This is a genomic window from Rothia nasimurium (genome assembly GCF_042660305.1).
GTDB classification, from domain to species: domain Bacteria; phylum Actinomycetota; class Actinomycetes; order Actinomycetales; family Micrococcaceae; genus Rothia; species Rothia nasimurium.
Genome location: NZ_JBHSTW010000010.1, coordinates 1 through 16,737 on the forward strand (window position 1 = coordinate 1; position 16,737 = coordinate 16,737).

At 60.3% G+C, this 16,737-nt stretch carries 16 protein-coding genes; 7 read left to right on the top strand and 9 right to left on the bottom strand.

Annotated elements, in window-relative coordinates; genetic code table 11:
* Positions 1-130: 130 nt before the first annotated feature.
* Together ACFP6B_RS03770 and ACFP6B_RS03775 are read left to right on the top strand one after the other, a co-directional pair.
* Complete coding sequence (locus ACFP6B_RS03770) at positions 131-1,615, top strand: hypothetical protein (protein WP_257618034.1); 1,485 nt, start codon at positions 131-133, stop codon at positions 1,613-1,615.
* Complete coding sequence (locus ACFP6B_RS03775) at positions 1,612-2,502, top strand: DNA adenine methylase (protein ID WP_083091920.1); 891 nt, start codon at positions 1,612-1,614, stop codon at positions 2,500-2,502. Before ACFP6B_RS03770 ends, ACFP6B_RS03775 begins: the two co-directional genes overlap by 4 nt.
* 61 nt (positions 2,503-2,563) lie before the next feature.
* On the opposite strand, the gene ACFP6B_RS03780 is transcribed toward ACFP6B_RS03775, so the two are convergent.
* The 7 genes from ACFP6B_RS03780 to ACFP6B_RS03810 all read right to left on the bottom strand — a co-directional run bounded on the left by ACFP6B_RS03780 (position 2,564) and on the right by ACFP6B_RS03810 (position 8,927).
* Complete coding sequence (locus tag ACFP6B_RS03780; protein ID WP_377127006.1) at positions 2,564-3,169, bottom strand: TetR/AcrR family transcriptional regulator; 606 nt, start codon at positions 3,167-3,169, stop codon at positions 2,564-2,566.
* Positions 3,170-3,253: 84 nt separating this feature from the next.
* Positions 3,254-4,627, bottom strand: a complete 1,374-nt coding sequence (locus ACFP6B_RS03785; protein ID WP_377127009.1) for a phenylacetate--CoA ligase family protein — start codon at positions 4,625-4,627, stop codon at positions 3,254-3,256.
* On the bottom strand, positions 4,624-5,055 hold the full coding sequence (locus ACFP6B_RS03790) for a PaaI family thioesterase (RefSeq protein WP_326503720.1): 432 nt from the start codon (positions 5,053-5,055) through the stop codon (positions 4,624-4,626). The genes ACFP6B_RS03785 and ACFP6B_RS03790 overlap by 4 nt, the downstream gene beginning before the upstream one ends.
* An 84-nt stretch (positions 5,056-5,139) precedes the next feature.
* Positions 5,140-5,919 carry an enoyl-CoA hydratase gene (locus ACFP6B_RS03795; protein WP_237241976.1) on the bottom strand — a complete coding sequence of 260 codons (780 nt, stop codon included), beginning with the start codon at positions 5,917-5,919 and terminating at the stop codon, positions 5,140-5,142.
* Positions 5,920-5,945: 26 nt separating this feature from the next.
* Positions 5,946-6,875: a 3-hydroxyisobutyrate dehydrogenase gene (gene mmsB / locus ACFP6B_RS03800; protein WP_377127014.1), complete on the bottom strand. Its 930-nt coding sequence runs from the start codon at positions 6,873-6,875 to the stop codon at positions 5,946-5,948.
* 54 nt (positions 6,876-6,929) lie between these two features.
* Complete coding sequence (locus ACFP6B_RS03805) at positions 6,930-7,691, bottom strand: SDR family oxidoreductase (RefSeq protein WP_377127017.1); 762 nt, start codon at positions 7,689-7,691, stop codon at positions 6,930-6,932.
* A gap of 30 nt (positions 7,692-7,721) precedes the next feature.
* Complete coding sequence (locus ACFP6B_RS03810; RefSeq protein WP_377127020.1) at positions 7,722-8,927, bottom strand: acyl-CoA dehydrogenase family protein; 1,206 nt, start codon at positions 8,925-8,927, stop codon at positions 7,722-7,724.
* Positions 8,928-9,216: 289 nt separating this feature from the next.
* Between ACFP6B_RS03810 and ACFP6B_RS03815 the strand changes: the two genes are divergently transcribed.
* Positions 9,217-10,986: an AMP-binding protein gene (locus ACFP6B_RS03815; protein WP_377127023.1), complete on the top strand. Its 1,770-nt coding sequence runs from the start codon at positions 9,217-9,219 to the stop codon at positions 10,984-10,986.
* Between the two features lie 107 nt (positions 10,987-11,093).
* Here ACFP6B_RS03815 and ACFP6B_RS03820 read toward each other — a convergent pair whose 3' ends face one another.
* A complete protein-coding gene (locus tag ACFP6B_RS03820) occupies positions 11,094-12,179 on the bottom strand; it encodes an enoyl-CoA hydratase/isomerase family protein (protein WP_377127026.1) in 1,086 nt (361 codons plus the stop codon).
* Positions 12,180-12,191: 12 nt separating this feature from the next.
* Positions 12,192-13,691: a CoA-acylating methylmalonate-semialdehyde dehydrogenase gene (locus ACFP6B_RS03825; protein WP_377127029.1), complete on the bottom strand. Its 1,500-nt coding sequence runs from the start codon at positions 13,689-13,691 to the stop codon at positions 12,192-12,194.
* A gap of 202 nt (positions 13,692-13,893) precedes the next feature.
* On the opposite strand from ACFP6B_RS03825, the gene paaA reads away from it, so the two are divergent.
* The 4 genes from paaA to paaD all read left to right on the top strand — a co-directional run bounded on the left by paaA (position 13,894) and on the right by paaD (position 16,726).
* Positions 13,894-14,916 carry a 1,2-phenylacetyl-CoA epoxidase subunit PaaA gene (paaA, locus tag ACFP6B_RS03830; RefSeq protein WP_377127032.1) on the top strand — a complete coding sequence of 341 codons (1,023 nt, stop codon included), beginning with the start codon at positions 13,894-13,896 and terminating at the stop codon, positions 14,914-14,916.
* Between the two features lie 2 nt (positions 14,917-14,918).
* Complete coding sequence (gene paaB / locus ACFP6B_RS03835; protein WP_135013116.1) at positions 14,919-15,230, top strand: 1,2-phenylacetyl-CoA epoxidase subunit PaaB; 312 nt, start codon at positions 14,919-14,921, stop codon at positions 15,228-15,230.
* The gene (gene paaC, locus ACFP6B_RS03840; protein WP_377127036.1) at positions 15,227-16,054 is read left to right on the top strand and encodes a 1,2-phenylacetyl-CoA epoxidase subunit PaaC; all 828 of its coding nucleotides are present in this window, start codon (positions 15,227-15,229) and stop codon (positions 16,052-16,054) included. Before paaB ends, paaC begins: the two co-directional genes overlap by 4 nt.
* Before the next feature lie 210 nt (positions 16,055-16,264).
* Positions 16,265-16,726, top strand: a complete 462-nt coding sequence (paaD, locus tag ACFP6B_RS03845; protein WP_237241435.1) for a 1,2-phenylacetyl-CoA epoxidase subunit PaaD — start codon at positions 16,265-16,267, stop codon at positions 16,724-16,726.
* The last annotated feature ends 11 nt before the right edge of the window (positions 16,727-16,737 follow it).

The window sequence follows — 16,737 nt, forward strand, 5'->3', positions numbered from 1 at the left end:
TGGGGTTGTATGGGCGGGTGTTTGCGGTGGTGCGGGGGTTGGTGTTTTTGGCTGCGGGTGGGACTTTTGAATAAGCCTCTATCTCTAAAGCACCATACACTTATACCGAATAGGGGACATTGTGCTCGATATGTCTACTTGGGAAGAAATAATCGTCGACGTTGTCGATGATCTCAAACTTGATCCTCGTAATGTTCGACTCGACATCCCCGAAGGAGTCCCAGAATCCGATATCATCCAGGACTTATTCACTAACGAGAAAGCTCTTAGTCTTGTCGAAGGCATTACTAAAGTCGGGCTTCTAACACACGAGGTGCCCGTCGTGCTAGAACGAGACGGTCAGCTCATCGTAGTTGAAGGAAACCGGCGTGTAGCTGCGTTGAAAGCCATTCAGAACCCCTACCTTGCCCCTGATCACCAAGCACGCATCACCAAGCACGCGCAATCACTACCAAATCGCAACACTATTCGGTACATTACGGTCAAGAAAGCACCTTCACAAGACGATGCTGACCAGCTCGTGGCTGCGCTTCACACCGGCAACCAACGCGTAGCCTGGAGCCCCGCAAGACAAGCTGCATTCTTCCAGGCCCAGTTAGATGCTGGCAAGTCTGCGCAAACTCTGATTGATCAATATCCAACAATTGATGTTCGCAAGTTCATCACACGGAGCAAAATCCTCGAACTGTTTCGTAGCGTTGACTACGATGATGCATCTCTTGGAGACTACGTTAACAAACGACGTTTCCCAGTATCAACCCTTGCCCGTCTATACGAGAACGATAAGTTCCTTGCCTTGGTCGGAATCGAGATAAGAAACGACACCGGAGACGTTGCCCTTACCTCAAATGCTGCCTTTTTTAAAAAAGTTGCAACGAAAATTGTAAGCGATATGCGCGACCAAGTGATTAATACACGCATTCTCAACAAAACTTCAAGTAAGCGATACATCGCATACATGGATGATTTACGCGACATGCGAGATAAATACCAAGATGATACCTCCAAAGATGAAGCCGCTATAAGAGTAGGTCCATATACATCAGACCCCCCATCAAGACGGCTTGACCAACCTGTCACAAACAGCAAAATTCAAGAACCCATCGCACAAGGTAATGAAGATTATAAATCTAAAGAATTAGGGAGAAATAGCCCGAAGCCCTTCCCTAAGAAGCTAAAGTATCTCAACACTAATAACTTATCGGTGCCTTCCAATTTTCCTGCTTCAATACATGAGATTTTGAAGGAACTGTCAGCCATCAATATTGAAAATTTTCCTAACGCTTCTCTCGATTTGTTACGAACTTTCCTTGAAAAGACAATCAAGGCTTACGCCGAAGTACTTGGAGAAGAGATTAAGAAAAGTTCTAACTCTGAGGGGTTTGTATATCTCTCTCACTGTCTTACTTGGCTTGAAGAGCACTTTAAATCTACCAAACAAACAACGTTTATTCAGCCAGTCCAAAAAATCCGAAGTAATAGATACGGTTTCGTGGCTTCTAAAACACATCTTGATGCAACGAACCATAACCATCATATTGTGGCTACGCCCGACGACGTTCGCGAATGTTGGGCAGCCATTGAGGGAGTTTTGAAAGCAGTTCTCAAGGCATGACGCGAGCAGGAGCATCAACACGTAAGCGATTAATCATCTCTCCGCTCCGATACCCTGGAGGCAAAGGCCTACTCTATCCTCGTCTCCGAACGCTAATTCGAGAGAACGGCCTTACATCAAATACCTATGTTGAACCGTACGCAGGAGGTGCTGGCGCAGCTCTTGCTCTACTTATCTCGGGGCAGGTTGAGCGAATCGCTATCAATGATTTTGACCCAGCTGTATACGCATTTTGGAATGCTGTTACCACTCAACCAGAAGAGTTCATCAGACTCGTTAACAACGTAGAACTCTCAGTAGCTGAGTGGGAAAAGCAACGTGAGATATATTTACACTCTCCTCGTGAAGATTTCCTCTCCCTCGGATTTGCAACTTTTTACCTCAATCGGACTAACCGCTCAGGTGTATTGAATGGTGGGCCAATCGGTGGAAAGACTCAAACTGGAAATTACAAAATCGATGCCCGTTTCAACCGTGAAAACTTAGCGGAACGTATCCGTCTAATTGCGCTACATGCCAAACGTATAGAAGTAACCAACGAGGATGGGGTACATACTATTCAGCGTTACGCGGCTCAGAAGGATGCGTTCATATACGCCGATCCCCCTTATTTCGAAAAAGCAGGATCACTTTATCTTAATGCTTTCGATAACTCTAACCATCAAGCTCTTGCTGAATGTCTAAAAAATGTACAGCAGGCAAACTGGATCCTCACCTACGACAACGTTATTCAGGTTGCAGAACTTTATCCAGAGTTTCGCAGGAGGCTCTTTGCGCTAAACTACTCAGCTCATAACTTTCGGAAGGCTAACGAAATAATGGTATTCTCACCAAAACTAACTATCACAGACGAAATTGAAGCTGGTCACGCCAGCCTAACTGGGTGAAATAGATCCACGCAAAAGCGTATGAGGAGCACTTGGTTGGCTTTTTGAATTTGAATATGCCTCATAGATTTGCAATCCCCCTAAAGGCCATATCTACCACGGTGTCGGCCAGGGCCTCAACGTCGCCGCCATGGGCCGGGTCGTACCAGACCGCCAGGGAGTTAATCATGCCGAAAATCAGGCGGGCCAGGGTGCGGGCGTCCGCACTCTGCCGCACCTGCCCAGCCTGCTGGGCAGCATCCACCAGGGCCGCCAGACGGCCGGTCAGGGCACGACGCTTATCGAGAGCGGCCTGCTGGGCCGGGGAGTTGCCGCGTAACCGCAGCAGCAGGGTCACATAGGGCAGGTGCTCGGCCAGCACAAATACGGTCTGGCGCACCACGAATTCAAGCCGCTCGCGGGCGTCCGCCTCTAAGCTCTCGCCAGCCTCAAAAACCTCATCCAGGGCGTCCAGGGCGCGGTCAAGGGCGATACGTAAAATCTCTTCTTTGCTGGCCACGTGGTGGTAGATAGCGCTCTTGGTCAAACCCAGGCGTTTAGCGAGCATGTCCATGCTGGTGGCGTCGTAGCCGTGCTCGTTGAAGACCTCTACGGCCAGGCGCAGTACCTCTTGGCGGTCATAGCCGGGGCGGCCGCGCTTGGCGGGCCGGGGCTGGCGAGTGCTCACGGCATCTTCCTCTCACACACGGGTAGGGAGCCCCCCGCACGGGAGCTCCCTACATGCTAGCAAACCTGCCTCAGGCGGGTGGGTTTATTCGTTGCCCTTGGGCTTGTTGCGGTAGTCGTAGATACGGCGGATCTTGCCGACGGAGCGGGGCAGGACGTCCGGGTCCAGCACCTCGATACGGCAGGTGGAGCCGATCTTGGTCTTGATGTCGTGCAGCAGGCGCTTACCGGCTTCTTCGGCCGCTTCTAGGGTGAACTCCTCGCGGCGTTCGATGCGCACGGTCATTTCGTCCATGCGGCCGGGGCGGGTCAGCTCCAGAGCGAAGTGGGGCGACAGCTCCGGCTGTTGCAGGGCCAGCTCTTCTACCTGGGAGGGGAAGAGGTTGACGCCGCGCAGGATAATCATGTCGTCGCTGCGGCCGGTGATGCGGCCCAGGCGGCGGTGGCCAGGGCGGGCGGTACCGGGCAGCAGGCGGGTCAGATCGTGGGTGCGGTAGCGGATGATGGGCAGGGCTTCCTTGGTCAGGGAGGTAAAGACCAGTTCGCCGGGGCGGCCCAGATCGAGCACGGTATCGTCGAAGGGGTCGATAATTTCGGGACGGAAGTGGTCTTCCCAGATGTGGGAGCCGTCCTGCGATTCAAAGGACTCACCGGCCACACCGGGGCCCATGACCTCAGACAGGCCGTAGATATCGCAGGCCTTGAGGGTGCCGAAGGTGAGCTCGATTTCGCGGCGCATTTCTTCGGTCCAGGGCTCAGCACCCAGCACAGCGGTCTTGAGGGAGGTTTCCTTGGGGTCGATACCCAGCTTGCGGAAGGCATCGGCGATGGTCAGCAGGTAGGTGGGGGTGGAGAGAATCGCGTCGGGCTCAAAGTCGCGAATGAGCTGCACCTGCTTCTCGGTCTGGCCGCCAGACATCGGAATGACGGCTGCGCCCAGACGTTCAGCGCCGTAGTGGGCACCCAGGCCGCCAGTGAAGAGGCCGTAGCCGTAGGCGTTGTGCACCTTGTAGCCGGGCTTAATGCCTGAGAAGCGGAAGCAGCGAGCTACCAGGGCGCTCCAGGTGGAGAGGTCGTTTTCGGTGTAGCCGACGACGGTGGGCTGGCCGGTAGTGCCGGAGGAGGCGTGGATACGACGCACGTCGGTCATGGGCACGGCGAAGGCCTTGAAGGGGTAGGCCTTCCGCAGGAATTCCTTGTCGGTGTAGGGGAAGAGCTTGAGGTCGTCGAGCTCTTTGAAGTCACCGGGGTGGACGCCGTGCTCGTCGTAGAGCTCCTTGTAGGCGGGTACGTTTTCGTAGGCGTAGTGCAGGGTCCAGCGCAGGCGCTCGAACTGGAGGGCCTCAATCTGGTCGCGGCTCATCAGCTCCTCGGGGTCCGGGGCGCCGGGGTCTGCGGCTCGGGGGGCCGGGGTGTAGGGGTTCTCTACGCTGCAAGAGGGGGCCTTGTAGGTGCTCATGCCTGGTGTCCTTCCGTGGCTGTTGGGGGCTTGATGGAGCGACCACGACCGCGGAACTCGGCGATGAGTTTGTCTCCGCAGGTGACGGTCACATCAACGATGCTGTTGCGCCCGTACTGTGCTGTGAGGTTCGCTTCTGCTCGTAGGGTTTGCCCTTCGTAGGCTGAGGCGATGTAGTTAACGTCAACGCCTGCCCCCACAGTGATGCTCTGGGCGTAGAGCTCGGGGTCACTGTGGTTGCAGGCGAGGGCGAAGGCGGTGTCTGCAAAGGCGAAGGTCATACCACCGTGGATGATGCCGAAGCCGTTGACCATCTCATGCTTGATGTCCATTTCGATGATGGCGTGACCCAGCTGGGCGGTGAGCACGCGAATGCCCATCCAGTCGCTGGCGTGATCGCGTTCAAGCATGGGGTGGGTTGCGCTCACTATGCCTCCAAAGTATTTAGTGACCATTTGGTCAGTTATTCACTCAACCCAACTGTGTCACATTTTGGTGAGACGCGCAACACTTTAGCGGTGCTTAAAATCAGCCTCCCGCTTCTCAACGAAGGCAGCCATGCCCTCTTTCTGGTCCTCGGTTGCAAAAAGAGCATGGAAGGTGCGGCGCTCAAAAGCAACACCCTGGGCCAGGGTGGTCTCAAAGGCGGCATTGACGGCCTCCTTGCAGACCTGGGCCACAAACTTTGACTTAGAAGCGATAGTTTCTGCCATCTCAAGGGCGGTGGGGAGGACGTCCGAGTCCTGATCCACCAGGCGGGATACCAGCCCCGCCCGCTCGGCTTCGTCCGCCCCCATAAAGCGCCCGGTCAGGCAGAGGTCCATGGCCTTAGCCTTACCCACAGCGCGGGTAAGGCGCTGGGATCCACCCATGCCGGGGATGACCCCCAGGTTGATTTCGGGCTGGCCAAACTTGGTGGAGGGCCCGGCGACCAGCATGTCGGCCATCATGGCCAGTTCGCACCCGCCGCCCAGGGCGTAGCCGTTCACGGCAGCCACGATGGGGGTGCGCAGGCGGGTGAGGTTGTCCCAGTGGGCAAACCAGTCGGCCGCGTACATGCTGGCGTAGGTCTGGGACGACATCTCCTTGATATCGGCGCCAGCAGCAAACGCTTTTTCGCTACCGGTCAGGACGATGGCGCCCACCTCGGGTGAGCGGTCGAAGTCGGTTGCGGCGGCAACAACCTCGCGCATGGTGGCATCGTTGAGGGCGTTGAGGGCCTTGGGGCGGTTGAGGGTAATCAGCCCCACCCGGCCGCGGGTTTCAACCAGAATGTTCTCGTAGGTAGTCACGGGTGTTTCTCCTTGCTGTAGGCGGGTTAGATACCTGAGACGGGTGAGCCGTTGGCCTCGCGAATGGCGTTAATGACGTCTGAGAAGTCCTTGGTGCCACGCCCTTCTTCTACCAGGTGAGTATAGATATCTGCGGCGTGCTTGCCGAGTTCGCCGTTAACCCCTGCGGTGTCGAGGGCAGCAACTGCCAGGCCCATGTCCTTGCTCATGAGGGCGGTAGCGAAGCCCGGTTCATAGTCGCGGTTAGCGGGCGACCCGGGCACGGGGCCGGGCACCGGGCAGTTGACGTTGACCGCCCAGCAGTAGCCGGACGAAGTGGAAATGACGTCGTAGAGCACCTGGGCGTCAAGCCCCAGACGCTCGCCCAGCACGAAGGCCTCGGAGGCGCCCACCATAGTGATGCCCAGCAGCATGTTGTTGCAGATTTTGGCGGCCTGGCCGGTGCTATTGGTACCGCAGTGCACCACCTTCTTGCCCATCACCTCAAGCAGGGGGCATACCTGCTCTACGTCCGCCTCAGCGCCACCCACCATGAAGGTGAGGGTGCCCTGCTCGGCCCCCACCATACCGCCGGAGACCGGGGCATCGACGGCCCGCATGCCGGCCTGCACAGCTAGGTCGGCTGCCTGGCGGGCGTGTTCCACCTCGATGGTGGAGCAGTCCACGAAGAGAGTGCCGGGCTTGGCCGCTGCCAGCAGACCTCCCTGCCCCTCGCGTCCGCCGTAGGCTCCCAGAACGTGCTGGCCAGCGGGCAGCATAGTGATGACGATATCGGCCTGAGCTGCGGCCTCTTCACCGCTGGCAGCGACCTGGATTCCGCGGTCACGGGCGGCATCGAGCGCTGCGGGCACCAGGTCGAAGCCGTGCACGGTGTAGCCTGCGGCAACCAGGTTGGCTGCCATGTAGCCGCCCATGTGCCCCAGGCCGATAAAAGCGATGGTGGGTGTGGTGGTCATCTTCTTCTCCCTTACAAGGTGGGCTATTCTGTCTCGTCGGTTCCGGGGTGCGGCCTAGCGGGGGGCCATGCGCAGGGCGCCGTCCATGCGGATTGTTTCGCCGTTGATGTAGTCATGCTCGGCGATAAAAACAGCCAGGTCGGCGTATTCAGCGGGGGCCGCGAGGCGCTGCGGGAAAGGCACGTTTTTAGCCAGCTCTTCACGGAACTCTTCGGTGATACCGGCCATGAGCGGGGTATCAACAATGCCCGGGGCGATGGTATTTACACGGATTCCTGAACTGGCCAGATCGCGGGCAGCAGGCAGAGTGAGAGCAACGACCCCACCCTTAGAGGCCGCGTAGGCTATCTGGCCAATCTGCCCCTCATAAGCGGCAATAGAGGCGGTGTTGATAATGACGCCTCGCCCGGTAGTACCCTCCACCGGCTCCTGGGTGGCAATTAGGGCAGCCCCGGCGGTGAGTACGTTGAAAGTGCCATTGAGATTGATAGTGACAGTTTTTGCGAAGAGGGCAGGGTCGTGCGGGCCCTTTTTAGAAAGGACGCGGGCCCCCGGGGCTATACCGGCGCAGTTGACTACGGTGCGCAGGGGGCGCTCGTCCTGCCCCACCTGCTCGAAGGCAGCTTCAACGGCAGCGTAGTCGGTGACGTCGCCGGGTAGGAAGGTGACACCTTCGACGTTTCCAGCCTTCTCAATACCGGCAGGTAGGTCAAGCCCATAGACGTGCACGCCGCGGGCAACCAGGGCGTGCGCGGTTGCCGCGCCGATTCCCGAGGCTGCACCCGTGACCAGGGCTGTGGTGTTGGTGAGATCCATGGTGTTCTCTTTCAGGTGGGAGGTGAGGGGTTAGACGAAGGCTGAGTAGCCGGTCAGGGCCCGGCCCACAATGAGGGAGTTGATTTCGTAGGTGCCCTCGTAGGTGTAGAGGATTTCGGCGTCCCCGAAGAATTTGGCCATTTCGTAGTCGGTGGTCATGCCATTACCGCCCTGGATTTCCCGGCCCAGCCAGGCGCTCTGCCGGGCCAGCTTGGTGGTGGTGGCCTTGGCCATGGCGGCGTGCACCATATCCAGGGTGCCGTTTTCTTGCATGCGGGCGCAGTTCATCATGAGGCCCAGGGCAGCCTGGGTGTTGCTCATAATTTCTGCGATGTTCTTTTGGATGAGCTGGAACTTAGCCAGGGGCTTGCCGAACTGCTGGCGGGTGAGGGCGTAGTCGCGGGCGATATCGAAGATGCCCAGCTGAATGCCGTAGCCCTGCCAGCCTACCCAGGCGCGGGAGTTGCGCAGCATCTCGTTGGCAGCGTCGAAATTGATGGCCCCGGGCAGGTGAGCACTGGCGGGCACCTTCACATCGGTAAGGGTGATGTGGGCGTTCTGCATGACGCGCAGGCCAATCTTGTTGCGGATTTTTTCAGCCTCGTAGCCGGGGGCGTCGGTGGGAACGATGAAGGCCTTAATCTGTTGGTCGGCGGTATCCCTGGCCCAGACCAGGGCAAAGTCGGCGATGGTACCCATGCCGATCCAGCGTTTTTCACCGTTGATGACCCAGTGTTCGCCGTCGAAGGTGGCGCTGGTTTCCAGCCCACCGGCGATATCGGAGCCGTGGTCGGGTTCGGTCAGGGCAAAGGCACCGGTGAGTTCAAAGCTTTCGAGCTTCGAGAGCATCTCGGCTTTCTGCTCATCAGAGCCAAGAATGTTGATCATGCCGAGCACCAGCTCGTTGTGAATACCGACCAGGGCTGAGAGCGAGACGTCCACCCGGGTAACCTCCGCGTAGACCAGGCCGCGGAAGAGCCAGGAGGTGCCGCTGGTTTCGAGGCGGGCCAGCCCCACCTCGGCCATGCCTTCGAGCAGGTGCAGGGGGAATTCTTCGGTGTTCCAGTAGTCAACGATGTGGGGGCGCACTTCTTCTTGCAGATAAGTGCGGATGCGCAAGAACCACTCTTTTTCGTGGTCGGGGAGCAGGTTGAGGACGCCGAAAGGGTCGATGTCGGGGAAGGGCAGGGGCTTTTCGGGTGGGTTTTTGACCATTCCGCGGATGTGGGTGTTCATAGGGTAGCTCTCCTGTGCAACGTCGTCGTGTGCAACTCACGCAGACGGGGTTCGCCCGCACTCTTAATGTGAGTCAAGCCATATTTAGCTCTGAATGTACCTCTTTTGTGAGCCCGTCGGTAGCTTTTGGGGGAATTAATCGGTTCGTTACGCACAGACAGGTTTGCATTCATTGATTTTTCCACAGGGTCTTGGCAGGGGCGCCACCCCTCCCCTATAGTGACTCACAGCACCCTATCGTGACCCATACCACTATTTCTGTGTGGTTTATTGTCGAAAGAGGTTCCCCATGAGCGTTACTGAAGAGTTCCGCACCATTCGCGACCAGCTCGTTGCCCTGCGTGAAGACTACACCGCAGCGCGCGAGCAGTTTACCTGGCCCCAGTTCGAGCATTTCAATTTCGCCCTCGACTGGTTCGACCAGGTAGCTGCCACCGAGGACCGCAAGGACGCCCCCGCCCTGATTATCGCGGAACAAGACGGTTCCAGCGTGAGCGTGACCTACTCAGAGATGTCGAAGCGCTCCTCACAGGTGGCTAACTGGCTGCGCTCTGTAGGTGTAAAGCGCGGTGACCGGGTAATTCTCATGCTGGGCAACCAGGTAGAGCTCTGGGAGCTCATGCTGGCCGGTATCAAGCTGGGTGTTATTCTCATGCCCTCCACCGAGATGCTTGAACCCGTTGATCTCGATGAACGCATTAGCCGTGGCACGGTTGAGTGGGTGATTACCAACAGCAAGAACGTGCCCAAGTTCGAGCGGGTTGAAGGTAACTTCACCGTCATTGAAACAGACGGCAAGACCGAGGGGGCCCTGACCAAGCACCCCCACCTGAATTACCTGGACGCGGCGTCCGCTCCCACCGATTTCACCCCGGACGCCCCCACCCGGGGCGATGAGCCCCTGCTCTGGTACTTCACCTCGGGCACCACCTCGCGGGCCAAGATGGTGGAGCACACCCACACCTCTTACCCCGTAGGCCACCTTTCCACCATGTACTGGATTGGCATGAGCCCCGGTGATGTTCACCTGAACGTAGCTTCCCCCGGCTGGGCCAAGCATGCCTGGTCCAACATTTTTACCCCCTGGATTGCCGAGGCCACCGTCTTCATCTACAACTACTCCCGTTTTGACGCTGCAGCCCTCATGCAGAATATGGAGAAGTTCGGCGTCACCAGCTTCTGCACACCGCCCACCGTCTGGCGCATGCTGATTCAGGCTGACCTGAGCCAGCTGGCAACCCCGCCGACCAAGGTCGTTGCCGCGGGTGAGCCGCTGAACCCCGAGGTAATCTCCAAGGTGAAAACCGCCTGGGGTGTGGATATTCGAGACGGTTTTGGGCAGACCGAGTCCACCGTGCAGATTGCTAATACGCCCGGCCAGCCCATCAAGATTGGCGCTATGGGCAAGCCCCTGCCCGGCTACGATATTGTGCTGATTGACCCGGCCACCGATGAGATTTCTGAGACCGAGGGTGAGATTTGTATTCGCCTGGGCGATGCCCGCCCGCTGGGCCTGATGACCCAGTACAAGGGAGACCCCGAGAAGACCGAGGACACCATGCGCGGGGGCTTCTACCACACCGGCGATATTGCCGAGCGGGACGAAAACGGGGTGCTCACCTACGTGGGCCGCGCCGACGACGTCTTCAAGGCCTCCGACTACAAACTCTCCCCCTTTGAGCTGGAGTCCGTGGTCATTGAACACCCGGCGGTAGCTGAGGCTGCGGTGGTGCCGTCACCCGACGAGATTCGCCTGGCGGTGCCCAAGGCCTACATTGTGCTGGCCGCTGGCCACGAGCCAACGGCAGAAACCGCCAAAGATATTCTCAAGTACGCCCGCGACCATCTGGCCGCCTACAAGCGGGTGCGCCGCATCGAGTTCTACGAGCTGCCCAAGACCATTTCGGGCAAGATTCGCCGTGTGGAACTGCGGGCCCGTGAGAACGAGTTCCACGGCCGCCACGGCGAGAAGACCGCCGCAGCTCTGGCCGCCCGCACCACCACCGAGGGCTACGGCCACGAGTTCGCCGACACGGACTTCCCAGACCTCAAGGGCTAGGCGAGCTATCTTTCTCTACAACGAATGTGACTCATATTCCCAAGCGGGCGTTAAAACAACACCCTTTCGGGAATATGAGTCACATTCGTGGTGGGGTGACTGCATCTTTAGGCTAGACCCAGCTCCCCCGCCTTCGTGGGGGTGAAGAAGGCCAGGACGCTCTCGCGCGAGACCTCCGCCAGGCTGGCCGGGGACCACTGCGGGTTGCGGTCCTTATCGACCACTTGGGCCCGGATACCCTCACGCATATCGTGATGGGTCAGGGCATTACAGGAGGTCACAAAGTCCTGATTCAGGGTTTCTGCCAGGCTCTGGCTACCGGCCCGGCGCACAGCTTCCAGGGCCACCTTCATACCGGTCGGCCCGTTCTTCTGCAGGGCCGCCAGAACCGTACCGGCGAACTCGGCGCCGCCTGCCCCCGAATCAGCCACCGCCTGGACCTTCTCAAGGATTTCCTCAACGGTATCAGCGGCAAAAGCACCCTCAACCCAGTGGGCGTTCTCCACGAGCTGGGAGGCAGGTGCATCAGCCGCAAAGCCCTCAATGACGCGGGTGACGGCGTCCGCACCCTCGACCTTCTCAAGGGCAGCAACCAGGCCATCGAGCTTCTCAGACGGCACGAAATAATCAGCCATACCGACGGCGAGCGCGTCCGCCCCGGTCACATGCAGGCCGGTGACGGCCATGAGGGTGCCCAGGTTCTGCGGGGCGCGGGCCAGGATGTTGAGGCCCCCCACGTCGGGGCAGAAGCCGATGACGGTTTCGGGCATGCCGGTGCGGGTGCGTTCGGTGACGATGCGGTGGGAGCTATGGGCTGAGACGCCCACGCCGCCGCCCAGCACCAGGCCGTCCATGAGGGAGATGAAGGGCTTAGGGTAGCGGGAAATACGCAGGTCCAGGGTGTATTCCACTCGGAAGAAGTCCACGCCCTGATCTGGGTTTTCGCCGGTGGCCTTGTAGAGGGCTACCACGTCGCCACCTGCGCAAAGACCCCGTTCACCGGCGCCGCGCAGGAGCACGGCGGTGATGGTGGCATCCTGTTCGAAGTCGTCCAGGGCTGCGTTCATCAGCTCCATCATCTCGGCGTTGAGGGCGTTGACCGCGCGCGGGCGGTTGAGGGTGATAACCCCCAGGTTGCCGCGTTTTTCGGTCAGGACGCTCTCGGTCGGCTGGGTGCCGGGCGTATCGGTCACGGTGGGCCTCCTTTAGTTGCCGGTGGGCATAACGAAGCTGGCGCCCTCTTTAATACCGGAGGGCCAGCGGGATGTTACCGTCTTGGTCTTGGTATAGAAGCGGAAAGCGTCGGGCCCGTGCTGGTTGAGGTCGCCGAAGCCGGAGGCCTTCCAGCCGCCGAAGGTGTAGTAGGCAATCGGCACGGGAATCGGCACGTTCACACCTACCATACCCACATCGACGCGGCGGGCGAATTCGCGGGCGGTATCGCCGTCGCGGGTGTAGATGGCAACGCCGTTGCCGAACTCGTGGTTGGTGGGCAGGGCCAGGGCCTCTTCAAAGTCATCGACGCGCACCACGGAAAGGACGGGGCCAAAGATTTCTTCGCGGTAGATGGACATATCGGTGGTGACCTTATCGAAGAGGGTAGCGCCGACGTAGTAGCCGCCCTCGTGGCCTTCGACCTTAACTCCGCGTCCGTCCACCAGTAGCTCGGCGCCTTCCTTCTCGCCGGCGGCAATATAGCCTTCGATGCGTTCGAGGGCGCTGGCGGCAACGACGGGGCCGAAGTCTGCCTCGGGGTCAAGGGCGTGGCCGACCTTGAGGGTCTTGGTGCGCTCGACCAGCTTTTCAACCAGGGCATCGGCGGTGGCCTGACCGACGGGTACAGCAACTGAGATAGCCATGCAGCGTTCACCGGCAGAGCCGAAGGCTGCGCCGATCAGGGCGTCGGCCGCCTGGTCGAGGTCGGCATCAGGCATGATAATCAGGTGGTTCTTGGCGCCGCCGAAGCACTGGGCGCGTTTACCGGTGCGGGCGGCGTGCTCGTAGATGCTCTGGGCGATGGGGGTGGAACCCACGAAGTCGACGGCCTTAATGCGGGGGTCGTCGAGCAGGGTATCAACGGCCTCCTTATCGCCGTTGACCACGTTGAAGATGCCGTCGGGCAGGCCGGCCTCGGTCCAGAGCTCAGCCAGACGCAGGGGCACGGAGGGGTCACGCTCTGAGGGCTTGAGGACGAAGGCGTTACCGGCTGCGATCGCGGGGCCACACTTCCAGAGGGGAATCATGGCCGGGAAGTTAAAGGGGGTGATACCGGCGACCACGCCCAGGGGCTGACGCATGGAGTAGACGTCAATACCGGTGCCTACGGAGTCGGAGTATTCGCCCTTGAGCAGGTGGGGGGCGGCGGTGGCAAATTCGACGACGTCAAGGCCGCGCTGGATATCGCCGTGGGCGTCGGCTACGGTCTTGCCGTGTTCGAGCGAAAGCATCTCGGCCAGTTCGTCGGCGTTCTGGTTGACCAGGTCCACGAAGCGGTGCAGAATACGGGCGCGCTTCTGGGGGTTGGTAGCAGCCCACTTGGCCTGGGCTTCTGCGGCGTTGGCGATAACATCGCGCACCTCATCAGCGGACGCCAGGGGCACCTGGGCCTGCACCTGGCCGGTGCTGGGGTTGTAGACATCGGCGAAACGACCTGAGGTTCCGGGGCGATGGGCGCCGCCGACGTAGTGGGTTAACTGCTTCGTCATCGAAGCCTCCTTCCGTGAGGGCGCACAGATTTCTGTGCATCAGCTCACACGATACAGAAAAAATAGACGGGTGCATAGAGGCCAATCCCAAGATTACGCTTGACCGTGATGTGCTCAAGACTATATTCTGAACGAACGGTCAGTAATTAGTGCAGATGGGGCTGCCTCGCCCCGAGCAGCCCGCACCCGCAAGGAGCCAGACATGACTTCAACGACGAAGAACCCCGACCTCTCCCCCGTCGCCGACGCCCCCGCCCAGGCGGGCGAGAACGTCCTCAACGAAGAAGCCGAGCAGGCCTACTTCGACAAGCTCATCGCCGACGACTCCCGCGTCGAACCCCGCGACTGGATGCCCGAAAAGTACCGCAAGACCCTCACCCGCCAGGTCTCCCAGCACGCCCACTCCGAAATCATCGGCATGCAGCCCGAAGCCAACTGGATTACCCGCGCCCCCTCCCTCAAGCGCAAGGCCATTCTCATGGCCAAGGTGCAGGACGAAGCCGGCCACGGCCTCTACCTCTACTCCGCCGCCGAAACCCTCGGCACCCCCCGCCACATCCTCAACGAGCAGTTGCTCGAAGGCCGCGCTAAGTATTCCTCTATCTTTAACTACCCCGCCCGCACCTGGGCAGATATGGGCGCTATCGGCTGGCTGGTCGACGGGGCCGCCATCTGCAACCAGGTGCCCCTCTGCCGCGCCTCCTACGGCCCCTACGGCCGCGCCATGGTGCGTATCTGCAAGGAAGAATCCTTCCACCAGCGCCAGGGCTGGGAAATCCTCTACGAACTCTCCCACGGCACCCCCGCCCAGAAAAAGATGGCCCAGGACGCCGTCAACCGCTTCTACGGCCCCGCCCTACAGATGTTTGGCCCGCCGGACGCCGACTCCCCCAACTCCCAGCAGTCCATGGCCTGGAACATCAAGCGCTTCTCCAACGACGAGCTGCGCCAGCGCTTCATCGACATGCTAGTCCCCCAGGCAGAAGCCCTCGGCCTCACCCTGCCCGACCCCGACCTCAAATGGAACGAAGAACGCGGCCACTACGACTACGGGCCCCTGGACTGGGACGAGTTCAACTCCGTCATCTCTGGTAACGGCCCCTGCAACGTCCAGCGCATGCAGCGCCGCCGTGCCGCCCACGAAGAAGGCGCCTGGGTGCGCGAAGCCGCCGCCGAATACGCCCGCAAAACCGCAGAACAGCACTCCGAACTGCTAGGAGCCTAACCATGACCGAGAACATCGCCCACCTACCCGAATCCAACGAATGGCCCCTCTGGGAGGTCTTCGTCCGGTCCTCCCGCGGCCTCTCCCACGTACACGCAGGCTCCCTGCACGCCCCCGACGCCACCATGGCCCTGCGCAACGCCCGCGACCTCTACACCCGCCGCAACGAGGGCACCAGCGTCTGGGTTGTACCCGCCGAAGCTATCCTGGCATCCGACCCCGACTCCAAGGGCGGCTTCTTTGAATCATCCCAGGGCAAGAGCTACCGCCACGCCACCTACTACACCAAGAGCGAAGGGGTAAAGCACCTATGAGTTACGCATCCTTCGAATCAGCGACCCGCCACAGCGAGGGCGAATCCATCGTCGCCGAAGATATCGCAGCTTCCGGTGTGCAGGCCAGCGAAGAGGTAGCCCGCTACGCCCTGGCCCTGGGCGACGACGCCCTCATGCTGGGCCAGCGCCTGGCCCACTGGATTTCCCGCGCCCCCGAACTCGAAGAAGACATCGCCCTGGGCAACATCGCCCTCGACCTGATCGGCCACGCCCGTTTCTTCCTCACCTACGCGGGCACTGCCTGGGGTAAGACCGAGGACGACCTGGCCTACTTCCGCGACGAAGAAGAGTTCCGCTCAGCCCGCCTGGCAGAACAAGAAAACGGTGATTTTGGGCAGACCATCGCCCGCCAGCTCATCTTCAGCTACTACCAGTACGAGCTCTACTCAGCCCTGGTGAAGTCTGAAGACCCCACCCTGGCCGCCATCGCAGCCAAGGCCCTCAAAGAGGTCGCCTACCACCAGGACCACGCCACCGCCTGGGCCCTGCGACTGGGCATCGGCACCGAAGAATCTAACCGCCGCATGCAAGAGGGCCTCTACTACATGTGGCCCTACATCGACGAACTCTTCTACGACTTCGAGGACGCCGTAGCCCTCCCCGGTGTAGCCGTCCTCCCCTCCACCCTGCGCGAGAACTTCGAAAAGCGCCTGCACGCCATCATCGAAGAAGCCCAACTGAAGGTGCCCGACGTGCCCCAGGCCCGCGGCGGCGACCGCTCCGGCCAGTTCTCCGAAGCCCGCGGCCACATCCTCACCGAACTTCAGGTCCTCGCCCGCGCCCACCCCGGCGCCATCTGGTAGTTCCCAGCCGGCCCAGCACAAGGAGGTGCACCCGTGAACACCCGCAGCGAGTGTCCGCCCCGCCATTGCTCAGACGGCAGCGCCCTGACCAGCGAGCAGGCCAGCGCCGGAGTCGATTTCAGCTTCGGCTTCGACGCCGACTCCGGCTACACCGCCCCCGCCCTAGAAACCGAGAGCTCCGTACCCGCGCCCGAGGGATCGGACGCCGCCCTGTGGGAACTTGCCGCCCGAGTCGCCGACCCCGAAATTCCCGTTCTCTCCATTGCTGACCTTGGGATTCTTCGGGCCACCCGCTACGAGGGCGACCAGCCGGTTGTGGTCATTACCCCCACCTACTCCGGCTGCCCGGCCATGGACGCCATTACCACCAACGTCCGCCGGGTCTTCACCGACCACGGCTACCCGGCCCCACGCGTCGAAACGGTGCTCTCCCCCGCCTGGAGCACCGACTGGATGAGCGAGGCCGGCAAGGCCCGCCTTGCCGAGTACGGCATCGCCCCGCCCACCGGCACAGCTGCCGCGGGCCCCGTGAGCCTGGGTCTGGCCGTCAAGTGCCCCCGCTGCCACTCCCTGGCCACCCGCGAACTCACCCGCTTCGGCTCCACCTCCTGCAAGGCCCTCTACCAGTGCCAAGCCTGCTCCGAGCCCTTCGACTACTTCAAGATTCACTAGACCCGAGGAAG